The organism is Kribbella deserti, from assembly GCF_042434725.1.
GTDB classification, from domain to species: domain Bacteria; phylum Actinomycetota; class Actinomycetes; order Propionibacteriales; family Kribbellaceae; genus Kribbella; species Kribbella deserti.
Genome location: NZ_JBHLTC010000014.1, coordinates 236,326 through 258,976 on the forward strand (window position 1 = coordinate 236,326; position 22,651 = coordinate 258,976).

26 protein-coding genes are annotated in these 22,651 nt (G+C 68.6%); 10 read left to right on the plus strand and 16 right to left on the minus strand.

Translation table 11 applies throughout. The features are described from left to right. Positions 1-38 precede the first annotated feature (38 nt). The 9 genes from ACFFGN_RS12625 to ACFFGN_RS12665 are packed head-to-tail and all read right to left on the minus strand — an operon-like array spanning position 39 to position 10,271. Positions 39-1,982, minus strand: a complete 1,944-nt coding sequence (locus tag ACFFGN_RS12625; protein WP_380046773.1) for a type IV secretory system conjugative DNA transfer family protein — start codon at positions 1,980-1,982, stop codon at positions 39-41. Next, positions 1,982-3,598 carry a putative type IV secretion/conjugal transfer ATPase gene (locus tag ACFFGN_RS12630; protein ID WP_380046775.1) on the minus strand — a complete coding sequence of 539 codons (1,617 nt, stop codon included), beginning with the start codon at positions 3,596-3,598 and terminating at the stop codon, positions 1,982-1,984. Before ACFFGN_RS12630 ends, ACFFGN_RS12625 begins: the two co-directional genes overlap by 1 nt. A gap of 16 nt (positions 3,599-3,614) precedes the next feature. Beyond that, positions 3,615-5,120 (minus strand): SCO6880 family protein, encoded by a 1,506-nt coding sequence (locus ACFFGN_RS12635; RefSeq protein WP_380046777.1) that lies wholly within the window; start codon positions 5,118-5,120, stop codon positions 3,615-3,617. After that, positions 5,107-6,666, minus strand: a complete 1,560-nt coding sequence (locus ACFFGN_RS12640; protein ID WP_380046779.1) for a TrbL/VirB6 family protein — start codon at positions 6,664-6,666, stop codon at positions 5,107-5,109. The genes ACFFGN_RS12635 and ACFFGN_RS12640 overlap by 14 nt, the downstream gene beginning before the upstream one ends. 1 nt (position 6,667) lies before the next feature. Next, positions 6,668-7,570 carry a TrbL/VirB6 family protein gene (locus ACFFGN_RS12645; protein WP_380046781.1) on the minus strand — a complete coding sequence of 301 codons (903 nt, stop codon included), beginning with the start codon at positions 7,568-7,570 and terminating at the stop codon, positions 6,668-6,670. Then, positions 7,570-8,445 (minus strand): TrbL/VirB6 family protein, encoded by an 876-nt coding sequence (locus tag ACFFGN_RS12650; RefSeq protein WP_380046783.1) that lies wholly within the window; start codon positions 8,443-8,445, stop codon positions 7,570-7,572. Before ACFFGN_RS12650 ends, ACFFGN_RS12645 begins: the two co-directional genes overlap by 1 nt. Then, on the minus strand, positions 8,445-9,299 hold the full coding sequence (locus tag ACFFGN_RS12655) for a DUF8175 domain-containg protein (protein ID WP_380046785.1): 855 nt from the start codon (positions 9,297-9,299) through the stop codon (positions 8,445-8,447). Before ACFFGN_RS12655 ends, ACFFGN_RS12650 begins: the two co-directional genes overlap by 1 nt. A 22-nt stretch (positions 9,300-9,321) precedes the next feature. Then, positions 9,322-9,618, minus strand: coding sequence for a TrbC/VirB2 family protein (locus ACFFGN_RS12660; protein WP_380046787.1), 297 nt, complete (start codon positions 9,616-9,618; stop codon positions 9,322-9,324). A gap of 11 nt (positions 9,619-9,629) precedes the next feature. Next, positions 9,630-10,271, minus strand: a complete 642-nt coding sequence (locus ACFFGN_RS12665) for a DUF6668 family protein (RefSeq protein WP_380046789.1) — start codon at positions 10,269-10,271, stop codon at positions 9,630-9,632. Between the two features lie 253 nt (positions 10,272-10,524). On the opposite strand from ACFFGN_RS12665, the gene ACFFGN_RS12670 reads away from it, so the two are divergent. Together ACFFGN_RS12670 and ACFFGN_RS12675 are read left to right on the plus strand one after the other, a co-directional pair. Then, positions 10,525-11,940 (plus strand): hypothetical protein, encoded by a 1,416-nt coding sequence (locus ACFFGN_RS12670; RefSeq protein WP_380046791.1) that lies wholly within the window; start codon positions 10,525-10,527, stop codon positions 11,938-11,940. A 3-nt stretch (positions 11,941-11,943) separates the two neighbouring features. Beyond that, positions 11,944-12,195 (plus strand): hypothetical protein, encoded by a 252-nt coding sequence (locus ACFFGN_RS12675; protein ID WP_380046793.1) that lies wholly within the window; start codon positions 11,944-11,946, stop codon positions 12,193-12,195. 198 nt (positions 12,196-12,393) lie between these two features. On the opposite strand, the gene rplI is transcribed toward ACFFGN_RS12675, so the two are convergent. The 4 genes from rplI to rpsF all read right to left on the minus strand — a co-directional run bounded on the left by rplI (position 12,394) and on the right by rpsF (position 14,130). Then, positions 12,394-12,840, minus strand: a complete 447-nt coding sequence (rplI, locus tag ACFFGN_RS12680; protein ID WP_380046795.1) for a 50S ribosomal protein L9 — start codon at positions 12,838-12,840, stop codon at positions 12,394-12,396. 14 nt (positions 12,841-12,854) lie between these two features. Beyond that, on the minus strand, positions 12,855-13,088 hold the full coding sequence (rpsR, locus tag ACFFGN_RS12685; protein ID WP_328989826.1) for a 30S ribosomal protein S18: 234 nt from the start codon (positions 13,086-13,088) through the stop codon (positions 12,855-12,857). Positions 13,089-13,174: 86 nt separating this feature from the next. After that, a complete protein-coding gene (locus ACFFGN_RS12690; protein WP_380046798.1) occupies positions 13,175-13,747 on the minus strand; it encodes a single-stranded DNA-binding protein in 573 nt (190 codons plus the stop codon). A gap of 92 nt (positions 13,748-13,839) precedes the next feature. Beyond that, the gene (gene rpsF, locus ACFFGN_RS12695) at positions 13,840-14,130 is read right to left on the minus strand and encodes a 30S ribosomal protein S6 (RefSeq protein ID WP_380046800.1); all 291 of its coding nucleotides are present in this window, start codon (positions 14,128-14,130) and stop codon (positions 13,840-13,842) included. A gap of 241 nt (positions 14,131-14,371) precedes the next feature. Between rpsF and ACFFGN_RS12700 the strand changes: the two genes are divergently transcribed. Next, the gene (locus tag ACFFGN_RS12700; RefSeq protein WP_380046802.1) at positions 14,372-14,962 is read left to right on the plus strand and encodes a GNAT family N-acetyltransferase; all 591 of its coding nucleotides are present in this window, start codon (positions 14,372-14,374) and stop codon (positions 14,960-14,962) included. 50 nt (positions 14,963-15,012) lie between these two features. Beyond that, on the plus strand, positions 15,013-15,816 hold the full coding sequence (locus ACFFGN_RS12705; RefSeq protein ID WP_380046804.1) for a deoxyribonuclease IV: 804 nt from the start codon (positions 15,013-15,015) through the stop codon (positions 15,814-15,816). A 61-nt stretch (positions 15,817-15,877) separates the two neighbouring features. Here ACFFGN_RS12705 and ACFFGN_RS12710 read toward each other — a convergent pair whose 3' ends face one another. The 3 genes from ACFFGN_RS12710 to ACFFGN_RS12720 are packed head-to-tail and all read right to left on the minus strand — an operon-like array spanning position 15,878 to position 17,692. Then, the gene (locus tag ACFFGN_RS12710; protein ID WP_380046806.1) at positions 15,878-16,297 is read right to left on the minus strand and encodes a hypothetical protein; all 420 of its coding nucleotides are present in this window, start codon (positions 16,295-16,297) and stop codon (positions 15,878-15,880) included. Between the two features lie 10 nt (positions 16,298-16,307). After that, complete coding sequence (gene aroQ / locus ACFFGN_RS12715) at positions 16,308-16,916, minus strand: gamma subclass chorismate mutase AroQ (protein WP_380046808.1); 609 nt, start codon at positions 16,914-16,916, stop codon at positions 16,308-16,310. Positions 16,917-16,963: 47 nt separating this feature from the next. Beyond that, positions 16,964-17,692 (minus strand): SDR family NAD(P)-dependent oxidoreductase, encoded by a 729-nt coding sequence (locus tag ACFFGN_RS12720; protein ID WP_380046810.1) that lies wholly within the window; start codon positions 17,690-17,692, stop codon positions 16,964-16,966. Between the two features lie 64 nt (positions 17,693-17,756). Between ACFFGN_RS12720 and ACFFGN_RS12725 the strand changes: the two genes are divergently transcribed. The 6 genes from ACFFGN_RS12725 to ACFFGN_RS12750 all read left to right on the plus strand — a co-directional run bounded on the left by ACFFGN_RS12725 (position 17,757) and on the right by ACFFGN_RS12750 (position 22,184). Continuing rightward, the gene (locus tag ACFFGN_RS12725) at positions 17,757-18,887 is read left to right on the plus strand and encodes a lipid II:glycine glycyltransferase FemX (protein WP_380046812.1); all 1,131 of its coding nucleotides are present in this window, start codon (positions 17,757-17,759) and stop codon (positions 18,885-18,887) included. A gap of 6 nt (positions 18,888-18,893) precedes the next feature. Further along, entirely contained in the window at positions 18,894-19,895 is a 1,002-nt protein-coding gene (locus ACFFGN_RS12730) for an alanine racemase (RefSeq protein ID WP_380046814.1), read from the plus strand. A 160-nt stretch (positions 19,896-20,055) separates the two neighbouring features. Beyond that, positions 20,056-20,400 (plus strand): hypothetical protein, encoded by a 345-nt coding sequence (locus ACFFGN_RS12735; RefSeq protein WP_380046816.1) that lies wholly within the window; start codon positions 20,056-20,058, stop codon positions 20,398-20,400. 191 nt (positions 20,401-20,591) lie between these two features. Further along, complete coding sequence (locus ACFFGN_RS12740; protein ID WP_380046818.1) at positions 20,592-20,957, plus strand: hypothetical protein; 366 nt, start codon at positions 20,592-20,594, stop codon at positions 20,955-20,957. 62 nt (positions 20,958-21,019) lie between these two features. Beyond that, positions 21,020-21,751 carry a methyltransferase domain-containing protein gene (locus ACFFGN_RS12745; RefSeq protein ID WP_380046820.1) on the plus strand — a complete coding sequence of 244 codons (732 nt, stop codon included), beginning with the start codon at positions 21,020-21,022 and terminating at the stop codon, positions 21,749-21,751. Between the two features lie 61 nt (positions 21,752-21,812). Then, positions 21,813-22,184, plus strand: coding sequence for a VOC family protein (locus ACFFGN_RS12750; protein ID WP_380046822.1), 372 nt, complete (start codon positions 21,813-21,815; stop codon positions 22,182-22,184). The last annotated feature ends 467 nt before the right edge of the window (positions 22,185-22,651 follow it).

The following is a 22,651-nucleotide window of genomic DNA, read 5'->3' on the forward strand; positions in this document are numbered from 1 at the left end:
TGACCACCGGCCCTACCGACCTACCGGGCCCTACCGACCTATCGGCCCCAGGGCTGGCCCTGCGGCGGCTGCTGCGGACCACCCTGGTACGGCGGCGGCATCCCAGGCTGCCCCGGCTGACCCATCCCGGGATGACCGGGCTGGCCGGGCTGACCCGGGTGAACCGGCTGGCCCGGCGCCGGGTAGCGCTGGCCTGGATTCATCTGGGTGCGCTGGCCCGCGTTGATCCACGGGTTCTCCGCGCCGGTGAGCTGGCCCTGCCGTGATGCGCCCGGGTCGTGCCGCGCGAACGAGGCCTTGACCGCCGCCGCGTCGGGACGCGCCATCCACGGCACGGTCCGGACCATGGTGGCCGGAATACCCGAGGGGAAGACGACGGCCCGGCCGGGCGGCATCGAGGCGAGGTCGGAGACCTCCATGATGTTGTGCCGCTCGACCTGACGGCTGTGCGAGCGCTCGCCCTTGCTGTACGACACCGAGTTCGAGTTGATGTCGTAGTCGCCGATGAGCTTGCTGAGCCGTTCGAGGAACGCCGCGTCGGACACACCACCGCCGTACACCCGGATGTTGGCCGAGGACCAGAGCTTCTCCATGCCCTGCTCGCCCCAGCATTCGATGCCCTGGGCCCACGACTGCAGGATGGTCATCAAGATGATGCCGCGGGAACCGAAGTGGCTGTACAGGTCGGGCAGGTTCTTCCAGCGGCAGACGTTCGCCGCCTCGTCCAGGACGCCGACCAGCGGGCTCGGCATCCGGCCGCCCGGGCACTGCTTCGCGTACTCCTCGGCGGCCTCGACGATGGCCACGGTCAACGCGGCGACCAGCGGGCCCGCCGTACCGATGCCTTCCTTGGACAGGCTGTACAGCGTGCCGCCTTCACGCACGAAGCGGTGCGGGTCGAACTGCGGCCGGTGGTCGTTGTGCCCCTGCGGGGTGACCCAGCGGGTGACCTTGCGGTTCAGCATGAACTGGACCTTGGGCATCGCCGTACCGAAAACACCGGCGCGCTGCTTGTCCGGCAGGCTGAGCGTGCTCTGCATCTGCTGCGCGGGCAGCTCGTAGCCCGGGATGGACGACAGGATGCGGGCCGGCTCGTCGTTCAGCTGGTCGGCCAGCCACAGGTAGACCTGGGTGATCGGCTTGTTGCCGAGGGCCGCGGCCAGCAGCATGCCGGCCAGCAGGTCGGTCGCCATCGTGTCGAAGTACGCGTCGGTGCGGGCGCCTTCGACCCGCTGGCTGGCGACGATGTGGTCGGCCAGCTGGCGCGCGGTGACCTCGTCCTTGACATAGCTGAGCGGGTTCCACCACCAGGTCGGTTCCTCGCCGCAGACCTCCTGCGGGTCGAACACCCAGACCGGGCCCTTGGCCGAACGGGGATCGCGGGTGGCGTCGACGATGTCGCGCTTGTTCGAGGTGGCGATCACCGCGCCGGGTGCGTCGAGGATGGCCGGTACGGCGCGGGAGGTGGTCTTACCGGTACGGGGACCCCAGATGTCGACGTGCATGTCTTCCCAGGACCCGAAGATCTCGAGGTCCCCGAAGACCGTGCGGCCGATGAACACACCCGGGCCGGAGTGACCGGTGCCGAGCCGGTTCGCGATCTCCTGGGCGCCTTGGCGGGTGATCTTGTGCAGGTCGTTGCGCTTGCCCATGAGCGAGGCAGAGCGGTCCACCCGGGACTTCGGCGTACGGACCCGGCGGAGCGCGAGCACGGCACCGAAGATGATGGCCAGCAGCAGCACCACCTCGATCACCAGGATGGCCGTGGCCGCGCCGGACCACTCGAGGTTGCCCTGAATGAGGTCCGAGACGACGCTGATCGGGTTACTGCCGGGACCAGGCCGGCCGTCGAGCTTCGCCGCGATCGACAGCGACGACCACAGACCACCGACGACCAGCACGAACAGGCCGATCGCCGTGAACAGCGCCAGTGTCTCCGGCCCGAGTCCGCCCGGCCCGGTGCTCCGCTTGCCCTGTGCCACTACTCATCAACTCCGATTTTGGCGGCGACCCGGGTGCTCGGGTCGGGGGGAGGCAGCATGGTCGGATCGTCGAAGGTGTACTCCTCGATGACCTCTTCGGTACCGTCTTCCTTCAGCTCGACCTTCAGCGGCCGGCCGTCGTCGCCGGTCTTCCACAGCTTGTTCGTGTCGTTGATCTCACGCTCGACCGAGGTCAGGCCGACGTGCACCGGAATGCCCGGCCGCCCACCGACCTTGATCAGGAAGTTACCCCGCCCAGGGGGCGCGGCCTCCTCACCGGTCGCGGGGTCCCAAGCGGGCGGGTCCTGCCAGCCGATGAGCATGTTCTGCTCCTCGTCGGACAGCGGTACCACCGCGGTCAGGTTCTCCATCTCGGCCCGCGGCAGACCGCCGCAGATGACCATGCCGGACCGCTCGACGAAGCCCTTCGCCTTCATCCGGTCCTCGCTGTGCTCGAGCGCCAGCAGGTCGGACATCGTGTGCGAGATCATCGCCATGCCGACACCGCGCTGACGGTTCAGCCGGGTCAGCGCGTCGACGCGGTCGACCAGACCACGACCGGCCCGCAGTACCCGCCACAGCTCGTCGAGAATGACGAAGTAGTGCCGGCGCGGTTCCAGCCCGGCGTCGGCCAGGGCCTGCGCGACCGCGACGGCGCCGAAGCCGTACGACCAGCAGGCGAGCAGTACGGCGGCCTGCAGGTTGGTCTCGGAGTCGTCGATGTTCGACACGTCGAAGACGACCGGGCGGTCCATCTTCATCGGGTTGTCGGTCTGCTCGGAGAAGATCTCGCCGAGCCGGCCACCACCGACCAGACCGATCAGCGAGGCCTCGAGGCCTTCGGTGATCTGGCGGTACCGGTCGAGGCTGCCGCGGTCCAGGGCCACGTCGCGAACCCGGTCCGGCGCTTCCTGAACGACCTGCAGCAGGTCGCGCAGTACCGGCGTTCCCTCGTGGCGCTCGTCGAGCACCTTGAGCGCCTCGTCGAGGATCGTCTCCTCGCGGTCGCTCGGCGGCGCGGATCGCATGATCGAGATCAGCGCGGACACCATCGTCTGGCGACGGCCGTGCGCGTCGGCCTGAATGGCCTGCCGGGCCGAACCGGTGAGCCGCAACGCCGCCGACCGGGATTCGCCCGGGTCGAGCACGTTCAGGTGGCCACGGCCACGACCGAGCTCGATGACCTGGCCACCCAGGGCCGTGACGAGGTCCTTGTAGTCGGGCTTGAGGTCACCCAGCACCAGCGGCATCACGCCATAGCCCGCGAGGCCGAGCGCCATCCGCCGGGTGATAGTTGATTTGCCAAGCCCGGGCTTGCCCAGTACGAACATGGACGGGTTCGAGATCAGCTTGGCCCGCATGAACCAGCTGATCGGATCGCAGCACATGGTCGCGCCGGAGATGATGTTCCGCCCGATCGGTACGCCGACCATCGGGCTGCCGGTGCCGGCCGCGAACGGCCACATTCCGCAGACCTGCACCGTCGTACCGCGCCACTCGTCGGCCGCCTGCACGTACGTCGAGTAGCCGCCGCCGGGATTCGGCCAGCCGCGCGGGCCGGGTCGTTTGCCGCCCCGGTTCGGGTCGACGGGCGTCTTGTCCTTCTTCTTGCTCACAGCGACTCCCGCTTTGTCACAGGGACTCCCGCAGGCCGGCGGGTACGGAGAGGTGGCTCGGCAGTACCAAGCCGAGCGGAAGGGCGGCGGCGAACGCGGAGTCCTGCGAGCCGTAGGCCGGCCGGAGCAGGATCCGGGCGGTCGCGCCCAGGTTGTCGATGGCGGCGACCATGTCCGGGATCTGCTCCGCGGACATCACGGTGCCGGTCACCACCATGCCGAAGTTGACCAGACCCGCGCCGCGAGCCTCCTCCTGCGCCGTACGGTCGGCGGCGCGGGCCTCGGCCATCGCGCGGGCCGACGGCCGCGAGGACGAGGTGGCCCGGAACGAGGCGTTGCGCTTGTCGGCCTCCACCATCCGGGCCGCGGTGGCCGCGTCCAGCGGGCGGTAGAGCAGGGTGACGCGCTTGCGGTCGATGTCCGGGTGCGGGCCGACCAGCTGCGACAGCACCGAGGAGAAGACCTCGCCGCGTGGCGCCTGGGTCATCATCCAGGTCACCGACCAGGCGGTGTCGTGGCGGTACTTGTCCCAGAAGGCCTGCGCGCCGGCCGGGCCGACGTCGGTCCAGGACAGCTCCGGCGACATGCCCTGGCTGCGGGCCTCGTCGATCAGCACGGCCGAGGCCGGGTCGTATGCGATTCGCACGGTCTCGCACAGCTCCTGCGCGGTGACCGGGCGGGCGGCGCCGGCACCGGTGGAGTTCAGGCTCTGGGTCAGCGCGGGCAGCCGGGAGGCCAGTTCGCGGCCGACGTCGTCGTCCTTGCGCTTCTTGCCGTTGCGGTCGACACCCTTGAAGGTGAGGGCGACCCGGGCCGAGACCAGCGCCGAGCCCTCCGGGTAGGTCTGCACGACCTCGGTCAGCATCGCCCGGGCGATCGCCGGGGTGCCGTCCTGCATGTTGTGGCTGACCTCACGGCGCAGCCGCGTACCGGTGTCGGGCGCGCTCTCAACCGTGACCGAGGCGGCGATGATGCCGGGCTCGTGGCCGAGCGAGGCGAGCCACTGGCCCCAGTGCGCGACCCAGACGTCGACCTGGTCCTCGTCGACCAGCGACGCGCCGTCCGGCTCGGCGTTGATCACGATGGTGAAGTGCCGCGTGCTGGGGTAGTAGAGCAGCGCGAACGGACGGCCGTAGGAGTCCTGGTACTCGCTGAGCTGCGAGGCCGCCGCGAGACCGGGCAGCTGGAACTTGCCCCACGCGGTACGGCCGAGCGGCCCGGAACGGTAGATGTTCTGCTTCGTCATGACTGCTCGCTGCCATCCAATACGGGTCGACATCCGCTGCAACGCGGACTTTCCGTGCTTGTCCTTCGTCATCAACATCAGCAACGCGACGCCGACGATCACCGCGACGACGATGGCGGCCTTCATGCCACCGACCATCATCGCGATGATCATCATCACCAGGCCGCCCATCATCAGGCCGGTGCCCAGCATGCCCATGCCGGCGATACCCGCCGACGCGGGGCGACGCCAGTTGCCGTAGGTACGCGCCCGGGGCGCGGTATCAGCCGTTGCCACTTGGTCCCTCGTCCATCGCTCGGTCATCGGCGCCGGAGGCCACTGCCCCGTCGGCCATCTGCTTGGTGGTGTCCGCCACCTTCTTGGCAGCCATGATCGCAACTACCGCGATCGCGGCCGGACCCGCGGCCGCCGCGGCGCCACCAGCGGCCGCGCCACCAGCGGCACCACCGGCCGCACCGCCACCCGCCGCGGTACCACCGGCGGTCGCACCACCAGCGGCGGCACTGCCACCAGACGCACTGGCACCGGCCGTCGCGCCGCTCGAGCCGCCGGTGGTGGCCACCGAGGCGCCGCCACCGGTCGCGGTGGCACCGGCACTACCCGAGGAACCGCCGGAGGGCGCCTGCGCACTACCGGACGGATTCCCGCCGCCGCCGGACCGGCCACCGGACGGACCGCCGGACTGCCCGCTGGGCTGGTTCTGCGAAGGCGCGCGCCGGGACTGGCCGGTGTTGACCGAGCCGGTGGGCCCACCACCGCCGCCACCGTCCGCACCCTTGGCCATCTGGTCGGCCATCTTGCCGGCCAGGCCGCCCATCATGGCGCCGAGACCCGGGCCGCCCGCCGTCGCCGCCACCAGCGGGGTGAGGAAGCGCATCAGCGCGGGCAGGGCGAACAGGGCCAGGAACATCATCATCAGACCCGTCACGCTGTGCACGAGGGCCTTGCCGAGCTCGTCCAGGCTCTCGTACTCCCAGGGCTTCTTGACGCCCGCGGAGCTGACCATCTTGATGCAGGTCGCGTAGATCAGGGCGGCGACCGGTTTGTAGAGCAGGAACGCGGTCAGCCAGGTGATGACCCGTTTGAACCAGGCCTTGCCCATCTCGGTGTTCGTGAATGCGGCAGCCAGCGGGAAGATGCCCATCAGCAGTACCAGCATGCCGTTGCGCACGATCAGCAGCACGATCTGGATCAGCGATCCGATGATCGCCAGGATGCCGAGAATGATCGCCAGCGCGATACCGGCCGGGCTGCCGACCACGAGCCCGGACACGATCATCGCGGCGATCGCGTCACCGAATCCGCCGCCGTCGAGGGCGGCCTCCATCACCTCGGTCGAGAACGAGTCGCCGGCCGAGATCAGCAGCGAGACGAACGCGATACCCGCGGTGCTGACGATGGTCAGCGTGAGCAGGCTCTGCAGCAGCTCGCGAACCGGTTCGCCGCGATGGGTGAACGCCATCCGCGCACCGGCGATGATCACCGAAATGACCGCGACACCGGCCACCACCGGCATCAACTGCGCGTTGATGAAGGCGATCTCCGCGCTGGCCTGACCACAGGGATTGCTGGCGCCACCGGTGCAGTCGGGATTTGTCGTCACCGCCGTGCGGATGATGTCCGGGTCCATCCAGAAGGTGCCAAGGGTGACCATGATCGAGTTCACGGCCTTGGAGATCAGCTCGACGATCGGATCGAAGATCAAGTGGATCAGTCCCTTGATGGCGAGGTCCAGTACCGCTGAGACCATGTCGATGAGGCATTGGCCCCAGGTCCAAGGACGCCAGCTGCATTCCGCGAGGGCGATCAGGTTCGCGACCATTTCAGCTCCCTCCGGGCGGTGAAACCAGTCTGAGCAGGGCGGGCAGGGCGATGATCGACAGCGCCATCATCATCAAGCCGGTGAGTACGTTCACCAGGCTGTCCTGGTTTCCGGCCAGCATGATCGCGGTGGCGTAGATCAGGGCGGCGAACGGCTTGTAGGCGATGAACGCGATCAGCCAGCCACAGCAGCGCTTGAACCAGGCCTTGCCCATCTCCGTGTTCGTCGCCGCCGCGGCCAACGGCAGTATGCCGACCAGAAGGATCAACATGCCGTTGCGCACCAGCATCATGATGATCTGCAGGAACGACATCAGCACCGCGGCGAAGCCCAGCACGATGATCAGCGGCAAGGTGAACATCGGCTGCGTGGCCATCGGGCCCGCGATCATCTTGACCAGGTTCTCGGCGAAGCCCATACCGGACTCCTGCACCGCGCGGTCGATGAACTCCTTGGCCAGCAGGTCGCCGGCCTCGGTCAGCACCGTGACCATCGCCACGCCACCGAGGGTGACGATGACCAGGGTGAGCATGCTGCGCAGCAGCTCCCGGGCCGATTCGCCGTGGTGCTGATAGGCCATCCGGGCGCCGCCGATGATCATCGCGACGACCGCCACGGCGGCGGTCAGGAACAGGGTCTGGCCGCGCATGAACGAAACCGTCGCGACCGGGCTGTAGTTGCCGCCTTCGCTGGCGTGCAGGGTCGGCACGTAGATCCACAGCGAGCCGACCGCCTTGATCACGCCACCGACCGCGTCGGCGATGACACCGGCGAACATCTTGTAGATCAGGTTCCAGAAGCCGGCGAAGACCGCGTCGACGGCTTCGCCGAGTTTCCTGGTCACGCAGCCGGGCCAGCTGAGCGGGTTGTACTTACTGCACAGCACGATCATCGAGGCGACCATCAGGCCCCCTTCGGAGCGACGAAGCGAAGCAGGGCGGGCAGGGCGATGACCGCGAGCAGCATCATCGTCACGCCCGTGATGATCTTCATCATGTCGCCCTCGGGGTTCCCGGCGAGGTTCAGCGCGGTCGCGTAGATCAGCGCGACGACCGGTTTGTAGACGATGAACGCGACCAGCCAGCCGACGACCCGCTTGAACCAGGCCTTGCCCATCTCGGTGTTGGTGGCCGCGGCGGCCAGCGGCAGCACCCCGGCCAGCAGGATCAGCATGCCGCTGCGCACCAGCATGAAGATGACCTGGATGAAGCTGCTGATGATCGCGATCAGGCCGAACATCAGCACGATCGCCAGTCCCGTACTGGGATGGACCATGGGGTTCACGACCAGATCGGCCATTCGCTCGGCGAAGGTCTGACCGCTGGCGCCGAGCGACGCGTTGATCACGTCCCGGGCGATCGAGTCGGCCAGCTGCGTCAGCAGAGTGACCATGGTGATACCGGCCGACGACACGACCAGCAGGGTGCCGAGGCTCTTGCCCAGCTCACGCAGCGGTTCGCCGCGGCCGTGCCAGGCCATCCGGGCGCCGGCGAGAATGACCGAGACGACGCCGATCGCGGCCACCAGCCAGACCGTCTGCTGCTCGACGAAGGTGATCGTGGAGGACGCCTGACCGTCGTTGGTCAGCGAGATCGTGGGCAGCCGGATCCAGAAGGTGCCGATCGTCTCCAGCACCAGCTTGACCGCCTCGGCCACGACCCACTTGATGGCCTTCAGAATGATGTCGAGCAGGCCACCGAGCACCTTGCTCACCGCGAAGCTGAGGAACTCTTCGAGGCAGTCACCCCAGTTGGTGAGCGAACAACCGAGGACGATCATCAGGCGCCTCGGAACGATACGTACCCGTCGAGAGAACCGAGCACGTCGGGATCACCGCTGATACTGCCGTCGGAACGCAACGCCAGCTTCCAGTCGCCACCGGACCAGCGCATCGACACGACCAGCCCGGCCACCTTGTCCACCTCGCCGCCGGACTGCACGGCCACGGACACCAGCGCCCGGTCCGGGGCGTAGTCGAGAATCTTGAAACCGACGAACTGCACCTGCGCGGCGCCACCGACGATCGGCGTCGGGCTCAGCCGGGCCGCCTTGGCATCGGCCAGCGCCCGGTCGCGCCCTGCTCCGGGCACCACCCGCTGCCGGATCACCCGCTCGGCGTTCTGCCCGTCCTGGACCTGCGCCAGCGTGTTCATCGCCGCGAAGACCGCACCGATCGGGGAGTGCGCGTAGCAACTGCGGATACCGGACCCGTCCCGCACCTGCGGGCCGATGGTGGACTTGAACGGCACCAGGATGCCGCCCTCGAAGGTCCAGGCGACGCCGATCGGGGCCACCGAGGTGATCCGCTGATCACCCGGCTTGATCCCGCACGCGCCCGGCCGCGGCGAAGTGGTTGCCGTGGGCACCGGGTCGGTCGGCGTCGGATCGGTCGGCGTCGGGTCCGCGGTCGCCGGTGGGCCGGTCGGGTCGGTGGTCGGCGCGACCGTCTCGGACGGTACGCCGGTCTTCGGACCCGTGGTGTTGTCGTCGGGGCCGCCCAGCACGATCCATGCCAGCGCGCAGATCGCGATGGCGGCGACGACGATGATCGACGCGATGAAGCCCCTGGAGCTCCAGGGGCTCTCACCGTCGGTCAGGTCGTCGCCGTCATCGGACTTGCTGAAGATCGCCACGGGCACCCGTTCGTTGGTCGCGTCAGATCAGGGCGTTGACGAGGCCGGCGGCAGAGCCGACCACGATGCAGCCCGCGAGCACCCAACCGAGCCGGGCAGCGTGCTCGCCACCCTCACCACGACGCTGGCCGAGGGCCATCATGCCGCCGGCGATGATGACGCCCAGCGCACAGACCGCGAAGGCGAGCCAGGTGACCCAGCCGATCACCGTGGTGATCTTGCCCTCGGTGTCGCCGGGGGCGGTGCCGGCACCCGGGTCCGGCACGCCGACGGGAATAAACGTCAGGACCTTCGGCGGAACCAGTTCGAGCAGAGACATCAGATGACCTTTCAGTACGAAGCGGGGTAGACCGCTTGGTTCGACGCACGGAGCGCGTAAATGGATTCAAGAACTTCGAAAACCTCGTCGGGCGTGTTGTCGGGCGTCGGATCCTCTCCCCGGCGCCACTCCTCGATCCACGGGATATCCCACACCCGTGGCACACCGCCTCCGACGATGTCGGCGAAGTCGTCGAGCACGCGCGGCAGTCTGCCCGGCGCGTCGGCGATCAGGACGAGTCCCAGCACGCTGACCCCGCTCACCACTCCGGAGGCCCACTCGGTCGCCGCCCGCTGTGCGGCCCGTAGACCATAGGCGTGCGTGCGGGCCACCAGCACGATGGGGGTCGGTACCGGGGGTGGCGGGATCGGCCAGCGATGGCCCGCCGCGTGCGTCCCCGGCAGCAACCGGGACATCGTGGTCTCCCCCGACCCGCCATGTACTCCCAGCCACCACAGCGTGTCGGCGGCGGGAATCGCGAACTTCGGCAACCGCTCCTCGGGAGCGGGCGCCGGTACGCCGTACTGGGGGGCCTGCGCACCCAGTTGCTGGTGCGGTACAGGCTGGGGCTGGACCGGTGGTGGCACCGGCCCTGGAGCCGGCACCCCGGGGCCCTGCGTCTGGCGGGTCCACGGATTGTGCGGCTGAGTCACAGTCGCCTCCTCTCAAGGGGGTCAGGGCGTCGCGGCCCAAGACATTCTCCCGCCTCTCGGAACACCGTGTGACGACTGGTCCACAGGACAGGGATTTTGTACCTCGTCTCGGGGTCACGACAACCCTGATCGGTTGATTGTCCACAACCTGTGTCCGAAGCGGTGGAAGTGGCTCACCGATAGGCCCGGCGGCATGCTAGAAACGAGCGGAGGCTCCGATCACCGAGACGGAGTCAGCCGACGAGGGAGCAAGGTGGCGGACAAGGGCATCCCGTCGTGGCCGAAGGTCACGATCCGGTTGTACGACGCCCATAACGGCGAGGTGAAGATCGCCGGCCGTAGTCACCCGGTGGTCGATCAGGATCCCCGCCAGGCGGCGCTGGCGCTGGTGGCCGATCGGGCCGCGCAGCTGGGCCGCCCGGTCAAGGCGACCGCCGTCGAGCCCGACGGTACGTCGTGGCCGCTGGTGATCCACCCCGACGGCTCGGTGGACTCGATCGCGCCCGAGGTCGGCCGTGGCCGCGGCCGCGGCGGCAAGGCGGTGTGGCCGGTCTACCTGGCCATCGGCGTCGCGCTCGTCCTGCTGGCCGGCACGCTGACCTATCTGCTCGTCATCCGCGACCGGGGCCCGAAGGAGCCTCAGGCGGTATCGACGACCCTGCCGCCGTTGCCGGAACCCTCGATCAAGCCCGATATTTTCCAGGCCCGGCCGGTACCGACCGGCTGGACCAGTTCGGCCGCCTGGACCGTTGACCTGATGCCGAACACCACCCCGGCGGTCTCACCCGACGGCAAGCAGGTCGCCCTCATCACCAACGACGCCAAGGTCGCGGTACTCGACGCGAACGGCAAGGTGCTCTGGCAGGACAAGGTGAACAAGAGCTCGAAGAGCCCGGTGTTCACCACGATCGACGGCAATCCGGTGGTGGCGGTCGTTTCCGACGACTACTTCTCCTACTGGCCGCGTGAGGGAGCCACCGGCACGTTCATCAAGTTGCCTTCCACTACGCAGGTGCAGTTCTACGGCTCGTCACCGTTGGTCGTGAACAAGCAGGGCACCTTCGTCGTCTCCGGTGAGTCGCTGCGCCCGATCGACGCGGCGCAGATCCCCCGCGAGGCCAGCGTGCTGCTCGCCGAGGGCCAGCAGGTGCTCGTCTCCCGCTACTACGGCCCGTGGTGGTTACTCGAGCCGGACAAGCCGCCGGTCGAGGTGAAGCCGAAGGCCCCGCCCGGCTCGAACGGCCAGGTCGAGCGGGTGGTGCTGGCCAGCGCGGGTCGCGTCCTGGTGCTTTGGAAGACCAAGGGCGAGAACGTCGTACCGGTTGTGCACAACACCAAAACGGGCGCGCCGGCGGCGATCTGCCAGCCGACCACGGCCTCGAACGCGGCCAGCGCCAAGTGGATCCCGGACCCCGAGGGCAAGGTGGCCGGGTGGGGAACCTGCGTGATCAGCGTGACCACCAACAAGATCTACACCGTCGCGGGGCTGGAGCCGCTGAGCGCGGCCGGCGGCAAGATCTACGGCCGGCTGAACACGAACGGCACCATCGTCACGCCGGGCCAGAACCCCAAGCCGACGGAGCTGAACATGGCCCGTCCGTGGGGTATCGCGGGCAACAAGGCGATCGTGCTGCACGAGAACGTCATCTACGCCCTGACCCCGGCCTGACAGATGCGCCGCTCACAGACCGCACGTCACTGGCTGACCGCGCTGGTGGCGTCTCTTGGGCTGGTGCTGCTGCCTGGCTCGGCCTGGGCCGCCGATGACCCGCCGGTACCGCAGTGGCCGTCCGTGCAGCCGCCCAACAGCAGTTCCACCAGCAGTGACCCGCCCGCGCAGGCCTGGCCCTCGGTCGAACCACCCGCCAGCTCCAACGCCAGCGATCCACAGCCACCCGCCTGGCCCGTGCCCGAACAACCCTGACCCCCGCCGTACGCCGTCCACCTGTCGCCCGGTTGCCGCCGGGTGCCGGGTGTGGCTGGACGCCGCTGGACGCCGCCGGGCGTGGCTTGCCAGTGCGCCTGGGTTCGCGGTTGGTTCTGGGTAGACGAGGCGAAAGGCCCGCTGCCCCTTTCGGGGCGGCGGGCCTTTCGTTACTGCGAGTGCTATCGGGCCGGTCGATCAGACCGCGACGACCTCGAGGCGCACGGTGGCGGCCACGTCCGGGTGCAGCTGCACCGAGACCTGGTGACGACCGGTGGTCTTGATCGGCGACGCGATGGTGATCGCGCGCTTCTCGACCAGCGGGCCACCGGACGACTTGATCGCGCCGGCGACATCCGCCGGGGTGACCGAACCGAACAGGCGACCGGTCTCGCCGGCCTTCACCGCGAGCTTGACGCCGAGCTGCTCGAGCTGGTTCTTGACCTCGCTCGCGTGCTCCTTGCCCTGGATCGCCCGGGCGTCACGCGCCCGCTTGATCGTTTCGATCTGCTTCTCCGCGCCACGGGTCCAGCCAATGGCGAACCCACGCGGAACGAGGTAGTTACGGCCGTAACCGTCCTTGACCTCAACGATGTCGCCGGGGGCTCCGAGGCCCTCGACCTCCTGCGCCAGAATGAGCTTCATAGGTGGGACCTCCCTCAGCGAGCGGTGCTCGTGTAAGGCAGCAGAGCCACCTCGCGAGCGTTCTTGATGGCGATGGCGACGTCGCGCTGGTGCTGGACGCAGTTGCCCGTCACCCGGCGCGCGCGGATCTTGCCACGGTCGGAGATGAACTTGCGCAGCAGCGCGGTGTCCTTGTAATCGACGTACGTTGCCTTGTCCTTGCAGAAGCCGCAGACCTTCTTCTTCGGCTTCCGAATGATCTTGGCCATTGTGGTGCTCTCTTCCTACTAGAGCCCGGCCTTACGCGTGAACGCCGGCCGGAATGGTCACTATTACCGGTTTGGTGCTGTGCTGATCAGAACGGCGGTTCTTCCATCCCGCCGCCGCCCTGGCTGGCCCAAGGGTCGTTCTGGGGTGCCGACTGGCCACCGCCGCCGCCCGCGGGCGAGGCCCACGGGTCGTTCTGCGGGGCGCCACCGGGCGCACCACCGGGGCCACCGAAGTTGCCCCCGCCGCCACCGCCGCCGAAGCCACCGCCGCCACCCTCGCCGCCGGGACCGGACCGCATGGCCTTGGTCACCTTGGCGGTGGCGCTGCGCAGGCTCGGACCGACCTCGTCGACGTCGATCTCGAAGACGGTGCGCTTCTCACCCTCACGGGTCTCGTACGTCCGGGACTTGAGGCGTCCCTGCACGATGACCCGCATGCCGCGCTGCAGCGACTCGGCCACGTTCTCCGCGGCCTGCCGCCACACCGAGCAGCTGAGGAACAGCGAATCGCCGTCCTTCCACTCACCGGTCTGCCGGTCGTACGTTCTGGGCGTCGACGCGATACGGAAGTTCGCGACGGCCGCGCCAGAGGGCGTGAACCGGAGCTCGGGGTCGTCGACAAGGTTGCCGACCAGAGTGATGGTGGTTTCGCCTGCCATGGGCGTTCCTCCTGCTATCGGGTGTGACTTGGTCTGCGACTATCAGTAGCGGCTGGCGCCGACAGTACCGATGGTGCTGACGACCCCGTGGATCAGTGCTGGTCCGGGCGGATGACCTTGGTGCGCAGGATCGACTCGTTCAGCGTGAGCTGACGATCGAGTTCCTTCACCACGGCCGGCTCGGCGGTCAGGTCGATGATGGCGTAGATGCCTTCGGCCTTCTTCTTGACGTCATAGGCCAGCTTGCGGCGGCCCCAGATGTCGACCTTCTCGACCGTTCCACCTTCCTTGCGGACGATGTTCAGGTACGTGTCGAGGGACGGCTCAACGGTGCGCTCTTCGAGCTCAGGGTCGAGGATCACCATGACTTCATAACGACGCATGCGCGAACTCCACCTCCTTCGGACTTGGCGGCCACGGTCTCTCCGTGGCAGGAGGGCGATGCGGTCCTCCCACCGGCATCCGTCGCCGGCGGTCAGAAACGAACCCGGTCGATGGACCGGGCCCACGGAAAGAATACCAGCGTACGGACACCGCCTTGACCATTCATCCACAGGCCATTTCCCGCCCGCGGACCCTCGATCAGGTCACAAATGCGACCCAGTCGCAGATTATCGTCGCGTCATGAAGCTCACCACACTCACCGGCAGCGAGACCGCACCGATCATCGACGACCTCGACCAGCTCTACCGCGCCGTCTTCAGCGCCCCGCCCTGGAACGAGGAACCGGCCGAGCTGGACACCTTCCGCGGCCGGCTCGAGGAGAACCTCGCCCGCCCGGGCTTCCGCCTCGTCACCGGGGTGGTGGACGGCGAACTGCGCGGCTTCGGCGCGGGCTGGGCCACCGAGCCACCGTTCCGCCGTGATCGCGCCTACGGCACGGTGTACGACGAACTCGGCGCGGACCAGGTCGAGCGCCATCTGCTCGGTGCCTTCGAGGTCGACGAGCTGGCGGTTCATCCCGCGAGCCAGGGTCTCGGCCTCGGGCGCGCCGTACTGAGCACTCTGTGTGCCGGTGAGCCGTCCTGGCTGCTGACCGCGCGCCGCGCCCTCGACACGGTCGGGTTCTACCGCCGGATCGGGTGGCAGGAGCTGCCGGCGCAGGTCCCGAATCCGCGACTGGTGGTCTTCATCAGCCCAGCGCCTTCCACCGCGGCCGGCGCCGCGTCTTCCACCGAGGCCGGCGCCGCGTCTTCCAGCGAGCCGCAGGCGTAGTCCGCGAGTGGCCGCGAAAAACTGTCGGCGCGGGCTAATAGGGTGAAGCAATGAGCTTGAAACTGGGTGCGCACGTCGATCAGGAGAACCCGCTGGCGGAGGCCGCCGACCGGGGCGCCGACGTGGTGCAGTTCTTCCTCGGCGACCCGCAGGGCTGGAAGGCCCCGGTGGTCGCCTATCCCGGTGGCGCCGCCGAGCTGAAGGCCGCCGCAGAGCAGGCCGGTATCGACTTGTTCGTGCACGCCCCCTACGTGCTGAACGTTGCCACGCTGAACAATCGCATTCGCATCCCCAGCCGCAAGATCCTGCAGCAGCAGCTCAACGCGGCCGCGGAGATCGGCGCCAAGGGCCTGATCGTGCACGGTGGCCACGTCGGCAAGGGTGACGATCCCGAGGCCGGGTTCGACAACTGGCGCAAGTGCATCGAGCGGGCCGAGCTGGCCGTGCCACTGCTGATCGAGAACACGGCCGGCGGGGAGAACGCCATGGCCCGCCAGCTCGACCGGATCGCGCGCCTGTGGGAAGCGGTCCAGGCATCGGGCAACGAGCATGTCGACCGCGTCGGCTTCTGCCTGGACACCTGCCACTTCCACGCGGGCGGCGAAGAACTCGCGAGCGTGGTGGAGAAGGTCAAGGCCATCACCGGGCGGATCGATCTCGTGCATGCCAACGGCTCCCGGGACGCCTTCGGCTCCGGCGCGGACCGGCACAGCAACTTCGACGACGGTGAGATCGATCCGGCCGACATCGTCGCCGTGGTCCGCGACGCCGGTGCACCGGTGGTGGTGGAGACGCCGAACAGCGAGCACGGGCAGAAGGCCGATATCGACTTCCTCCGCGCCCAGCTCGGCTAGCTCTTGGGCCGGTTAGTCCTTGGGCCGGATTAGTCCTTGGGCCGGTTGATCCCCGGCCCGGTTAGTCCTTGGCTTGGTTGGCCTCGGCGGTCACGTGGCTGAGCCAGTAGGCGATACCGAACGGCAACAGCACGGCCAGGCTGCCCGCTTCGCGGTTCGGAATCAGGATGTCGGCGCCGATCACCAGCACCAGGCAGACGATCGCCACATGCAAGTACGACGCCTTGCCGCTGAACCGCCCGGCCAGGATGGTCGTGTCCAGCCGGATCCGCCCGAGCGCGCAAGCGACGTACAGACCGGCCAAGGCGAGTAGGCCAACAGCGGCGATGCTGGTGCCGACCCAGGCCACCGGGCCGTAGCCGCCCGCGCTCGCGTCGGCCGCCAGGAAGACGCCCACCAGCAGCGTCAGAACCACGCAGATCCAGTAGACGAGCGCGGTCGAGCGTTGAGCGGGCTGGGAGGACTGATCCGCGGCGGCCATGTCCCGGACGTTATCGCAGCATCGCGCACAACGACGGCAGCGCCCGGGCCAACGCCATCGAGTGCAACCCGTCGAGCCGCTGTTCCCCTACAACCGTGGCGTAGGCCCTCGTCTGCTTGGTGACGCAGGACGGCCGTGACCGGTCGTCGACCGTACGCCGGATCTCCGCGAGCAGTACGGCGTTCAACTGGTCGATCAAGGTGCGGAGCTCCGCCAGGTCCGGGCGTTCCTCCGGCGGGCGAACCTGTCCGACGTCCCACCGGCGGTACCACTCACGCTGAACCAGTTTGTTCGCCTCGATCTGGTCGCGGAAGATCCGTACCGAGGCCTCCGGGTCGATCCCCCATTCCAGGGAAATCCCGGCCACTCGGTCGAGAACCGCCTTCTCTCGCACCGGGTCGTCGATCGGCGCAGGCGTTCCGTACTTGGCCGCCGCCACCTTGTCCGCCAGCACCACCCGCTCCCCGGCAGCCCGCGCGAACGGCAACAACGGATTCCCCGCCTGTACGTCGTACCGAGCCGAGGCAGGCGCTGACGCGGCCGGCGCGGGTATTGCGGGCAAGAGGCCGATAAGGCTGAAGGAGATCGCAGCCACGGCGGTACGCACTAGTGGACGCATAAGCCGAGCAAACCAGGACAACGTCCCAGTAGAACCTCAAGCCGTACTCAGCGGAGGTTCAATCCGCCGTCCAGCAGGATCACCTCGCCGGTCAGATAGGTGTTGGCCAGTACGGCGGCTATTAGGTCCGCGACGTCTTCCGGCTGGGCTGGACGGCGCATAGGGCTTTTGGAGTTCCAGAGCTCGTGGGCCTCGGTCCAGTCCTTCGTGAGCGGCGTGTCCACTAGACCCGGCGCGACCGCGTTAACCCGGACTGACGGTCCTAGCGCGGCCGCGAGCAACTTCGTCGTGTGGTTGAGCGCAGCCTTACTGGCGGCGTACGCGATCGAACTGCCCTTCGGTCGTACGCCGGCATGGCTGGTGACGTTGACGATCGAGCCACCGCCAGGGCGGTCGGAGGCCTGTAGCGCCGGTAGTGCCGCCGTACACAGAAGCCAGGGGGCGATGAGGTTCACGTCGAGCAGACGGCGCCAGTCGGCCGCGGTCAACGCGTCCAGGTCCGCATGCGGCACGGGCCAGCTGATACCCGCGTTGTTCACCAGTACGTCGAGACGGCCGTGCCGGGCGATGGCCTGCTCGACCAGGCCGGTGGCCTCTTCGTCCCGGCCGAGATCCGCCTGTAGGTAGGTGCCGCCGAGCTCATCGGCCAAGGCTTCACCCTCGTCGGCCGAGGTACGGGAGTGCACGATCACGGTCAGACCATCGGCCGCCAGACGACGGGCTGTAGCGGCCCCGATACCCGACGTTGACCCGGTGACAAGCGCGACGAAGCTCATCGGGCCAAGCGTAGGCGCACGGCCGGTTCGGCCAGGCCCACCTGGGCCGGTAACCTGGCGCACCGTGAGTGACTTGTTGATCCGGCCCATCTCCACCGACGACCACGCGGCGTTCATCGCGTCGCGCCCGTCGGCGAGCTTCCTGCAGACGCCTGGCTGGGCGGCGGTGAAGGGTGAGTGGAAAGCGGAGTCACTCGGCTGGTTCGATCCGGCCGCACCGGGTGAGCTGCTCGGTGCCGCGCTGGTGCTGTACCGGCAGATGCCGAAGGTGAAGCGTTACCTCGCCTATCTGCCCGAGGGCCCGGTGATCGACTGGGACGCGATCGACCTCGGCCGGTACCTGCGGCCGCTGGCGGAGCATGCCCGCGAGCAAGGCGCCTTCGGCCTGCGAATGGGCCCGCCGGTACCGACCCGCCGCTGGTCCGCGAAGACGATCAAGGACGCCATCGCCGGTGGTCAGCAGCCGCGCCTCGGCGACGTACGGCCCGACGTGATCGAGCCGTCGGGCGCCACCGTCATCGCGCAGTTGCACGCCCTCGGCTGGAAGGCCCCTCGCGTCGGTGAGGGCTTCGCCGCCGGGCAGCCGCAGTTCGTCTTCCAGGTACCGCTGGGCGGCAAGACCTCCGACGACGTACTCAAGGGCATGAACCAGCTCTGGCGACGCAACATCAAGAAGGCCGACAAGATGGGCGTCGAGGTCAGCCTCGGCAACATCGAGGACCTGAAGGGCTTCCACGCGCTGTACGTCGAAACGGCCGAGCGGGACCACTTCACCCCGCGGCCGTTGCCGTACTTCGTGAAGATGTACGAGGCACTCACCACCCAGCCGCACGGCTGCTGCGATTTCCGGCTCTACAACGCTCACCACGAAGGCGATCTGGTTGCCAGCACCATCTGGATCCGGGTCGGCCAGCACTCGTGGTACTCCTATGGAGCCAGCTCGACCGCCAAACGGGATGTGCGTGGATCCAACGCCATCCAGTGGCGGATGATGTCGGACGCGCTCGAGTCGGGCGCGACCGTGTACGACCTACGGGGCATCACCGACACCTTGGACCCGGACGACCCGCACGTGGGCCTGATCCAGTTCAAGGTCGGCACCGGCGGAGAAGCCGTCGAGTACGTCGGTGAGTGGGATCTGCCGTTGAACAAGCCGCTCTACACCGCATTCGACCTCTACATGAGACGGCGATGACCTGACATGCCCCTGACTCTGCACATCGACCAGGCTCGGTGGCGCGAGCACTTACGTTCCACGTGGAACGAGTCCATCGTGCCGGTCGCCAAAGGAAACGGTTACGGCGTCGGCAATGCCCGGCTGCTGGCCGAATCAGCCGCCCTCGGCGCCCGTACGGTGGCCGTGGGTACCTACGAGGAAGTTCCCAGCGACCCGCAGACCGAGGTCGTGGTCCTGACCCCGTGGCGCCCGTTCGTGCGCAACCAGGTCGGTCCGAACGTGATCCACACCGTCAGCCGGCTGGCCGACCTGGTCTCGATCCCGGCCCGCAGCCGGGTGGTGGTCGAGGTGCAGACCTCGATGCGCCGCCACGGCATCGGCGCGCGCGAACTGCGCCACTCGATGCTGATGAGCTCACTGGACCGGGTCCGCTTCGAAGGCTGGTCCCTGCACTTCCCGATGGGCGCCGGTGGCTACGCGGCGAACATCCGCGAGGCCGCCGAACTCGGCCGCCAGGCGAACGCCGTACGCAAGGGGCCGCTCTGGGTCTCGCACGTGCCGGCGACAAAGCTCGGCGACATCGGCGAAAACGTGCGGCTGCGGATGGGCACGGGCCTGTGGCTCGGCGACCGCGGCGCGCTGACCGTGCGGGCCACCGTGCTCGACGTGCACTCGGTACGCCGGGGCGAGCGCGTCGGTTACCGGCAGCGGCGCGTCGCCGGTGACGGCCACATCCTGGTCGTCTCGGGTGGTACCGCGCACGGCGTCGGCATGGAGGCCCCGACCGCGGCGGCGACCGTCCGGCAGCGCACGATCGCGCTCGCCAAGGGCGGTTTGGACGCGGCCGGCATGGCGTTGTCGCCGTTCACGATAGACGGCAAGCAGCGCTGGTTCGCCGAGCCGCCGCACATGCAGGCGAGCATGCTCTACCTGCCGTCGTCGGTCACCCCGCCGCACATCGGCGACGAGGTCGGCGTCGACGTGCGCTTCACCACCACCTTGTTCGACCAGATCGTGCTGGACTGACCGCCTCGGCCTTCGATCCTCGTCGAAGGCCGAGGCCGGAAACCCGCCTAGTCAAGCGAACGTTTCAGCCCTGGCCGAAGCGGTTTGGCAGGCGCTTTCCGCTGTCTAGCTTCTGTTCTGCCAGCCCGGAACGACCGGGCCGAACGAACGGAGAGCCCAAGTGACCTTCCGACGGAAGCTCGCAGCCACCCTGGTCGGTACCGCGGCCCTGGTCGCCGGTGCCAGTGTCAGCACGCTGCCCGCCAACGCGTGGCCCGGCGACGGAAACTGCGAGAACGGCGAGGTGTGCCTCTACCGGAACGGCTCGCTGGTCGGCGACCTCTGGCCGTCCTCGCCGGGCGGGTGCAGCGGCCAGACCCGGACGGCCTACGACTACTTGCGGAACCGGTCGGCTTGGCCGCAGCGCGCGTGGTCCGGCACCAACTGCACGGGCCGGGCCAACGACTTCCCGTCCGGCACCGAAGGCCCGGTCAACCTCTTCTGGAGCCTCGGCTACGCGGGCTGATCCCGCACTTCGTTTGTCGGATGGACTGCCCGGGTCCGGCCTTCGATCCTCGTCGAAGACCGGACCCGGCGCGCCGCGGTACCGACACTGCCTTTCCAAGCTCATCGAACTGTTTCGGGAACCGCTTGCCGCTTGCTTAGTTTCGGTTCTCCCGAGCCCGGAACCACCGGGCGTCGCTCGAGGGAGAAGCCATGACGATCACCCGGAAGTTCGCCGCCACTCTGGCCGGCAGCGCCGCACTGTTCGCCGGCATCATCGGCAACAGCGCGGTCACCACTCAGCCCGCGGTCGCGAAAGCCACGGCGGCGCACTACAACGGCATCTGCGAGCCCAGCGACGTCTGTCTCTACCGCGGCGGCAGCCTGCTCGTGGACCTGCCCGCGACCGCCGGCGGCCAGTGCCGCGGCGTGAACCCGTACTACGACCACATGTGGAACCGCTCGGTCGTCGCACAGCGCGCCTGGTCCGGAACGAACTGCACCGGCCGGATCGTCGACGTACCGTCCGGCGGCTCGCAGCCGATCAACGCGTTCTACAGCGTCGGTTACGCCGGCTGATCCACGCCGGCAGAGCTTTCCCGGGTTGACTTCATGTGGACATGAAGTTGCACGGTGATGGCATGGCTGACAGAGCTGTGCTGGATCGGATCGAGTCGACGGCCGGTGCCGCGGAACTGCGGGCCGAGTCGTATCGGCTGCTGGACCTTCGGGCCGGGGCGACGGTGGTTGACGTCGGCTCCGGCCCGGGTCTGGCCGCCGCCGAGCTGAACGCGCTCGGGTTCCAGGTCACCGGCGTCGACCCGGACGCACTGGCGCTGGAGCTTGCCCGCGAGCGAGCGCCGGAGGTGACCTTCTCCGTCGGTACGTCGGACGCGCTGCCGCTGGCGGACGCCTCGATCGACGGCTATCGGGCGGCCCGGTTGTTCCACCTGCTGGCCGATCCGGGCCCGACGCTCGCCGAGGCGCGCCGCGTATTGCGCCCCGGCGGGCGGATCGTGCTGGTGGGCCACGACTACGGTTTCCTCGCGCTGGACGCCGCGGATCAGGACCTCACGGACGTCGTACTGCTCGGGCTGGAATCGGCGTGGGTCTCACCCCGGTCCGGCCGGAGCCTGCGCAATCTGCTGATCGACCACGGATTCCGCGATGTCGAGACCGTCGTACACACCGAGGTGGTGACCGACTTCGACGTACTGGCGGACCGGCTCGCGGCGGCGGCGGAAGCGGCGGTCAAGGCCTGCCTCATCACGACGGAGGACGCCGGCGCCTGGCTCGCGGATCAGGCCGAACGAGGCCGCTCGGGCCACTTTCTCGCGGCCTGTCCCACCTTTTTGGCGGCCGGCACGCGCTGAACCTGGAGCTCGCGGGTACCTCGCCCGGTGGACGCATTGACCCGATTCGTGGAGGTGGCGGATGAGCGAGGCAGGGATCAGCTTCCGGGCGGTTGTGCTGGACTCGCCGGATCCCCGGCGGCTGGCCGACTTCTACCGGCAACTGCTCGGGTGGGAGATCCGGGACGACGGCGATACCTGGGTGACGCTGCATCCACCGAACGGCGGGTCACACCTGTCGTTCCAGCGGGAGCCGAAGTACCAGCCGCCGGCCTGGCCGAGTGAGTCCGATCGCCAGCAGATGATGACCCACCTCGACCTCCACACCGACGACCTCGCCAAGGCCGAAGCCCGGGCCACCGAACTCGGCGCCAAGGTGATGCCCTGGCAGCCTCAAGACGACGTCCGCGTCCTGGCCGATCCCGACGGCCACATCTTCTGCCTCTTCACCTGACCCGCCACGGGCAGTCCTGACCCGCCGCTTCACCTGCCCCGCCGCGGGCGGGCCTGATTCCGACCGTCGACGGTCGGAATCGGGGGTGGGCTCGCCAGATCTGCCTGGGTCGACCCCCGAATTTGAAGGTCGACGTGCCAAATCGGGAGCGGAGCTCGGATCGGGCGCGGCGGTCGGATCGGGCGCGGCAGGCCGGATCGGGGGGCGGCAGGCCGGATCGGGGGCGGCAGGCCGGATCGGGGAGAACTCGACGCGGCAGGCCGGGGCGGGCGAGCCCGAGATGTGTGTCCGGCCGGGCCGGGTGTGGGGGTGGGTCGGCGTGTCGGGGGTGGTCAGGTTGGGATTGGGGGATGGTGGGGCTGATGACACCACTGGGACACTGCGCGACGAGGTCTTGACCAAGCGTGAGAGTGATGGGCAGGATCAGCCGCACGCGTGCTGACAACCTTGTCATCGGGGCCGCGTAC